General features: G+C 58.3%; 1 pseudogene. It reads left to right on the forward strand.

Features of this window, described 5'->3' with window-relative positions:
• Positions 1 to 98: 98 nt before the first annotated feature.
• Positions 99 to 355, forward strand: a pseudogene (locus Q4563_RS17410) (carboxylating nicotinate-nucleotide diphosphorylase); the annotation flags it as partial.

Genomic DNA, 355 nt, shown 5'->3' on the forward strand with positions numbered 1-355 from the left:
GCCATCATGACCCGCGACCCAGAGAGACCCGGTCGCCCGGAGGGGCACAACACCTTGTATCTGTTATCCGTCCTACAATTCGTATCAAGAGCCATACCATGAACCTGAGCCTACACGCTGCCGATATTGCCACCGCCGTTGCCACCGCCCTCGCCGAAGATGTCGGCAGTGGGGATATTACGGCCCGCCTGATCCCGGTACAGCAACGCTCCCACGCCCGTATTATCAGCCGCGAACGAGCCATCATCGCCGGCAAAGCCTGGGTTGATGAAGTCTTCCGTCAACTGGACCCGAACGTTCAGGTTATCTGGCGTGTATCCGAAGGTGAATGGGTACGGCCTGATCAGGTACTGTT

Source organism: Gilvimarinus sp. 1_MG-2023, assembly GCF_030548285.1.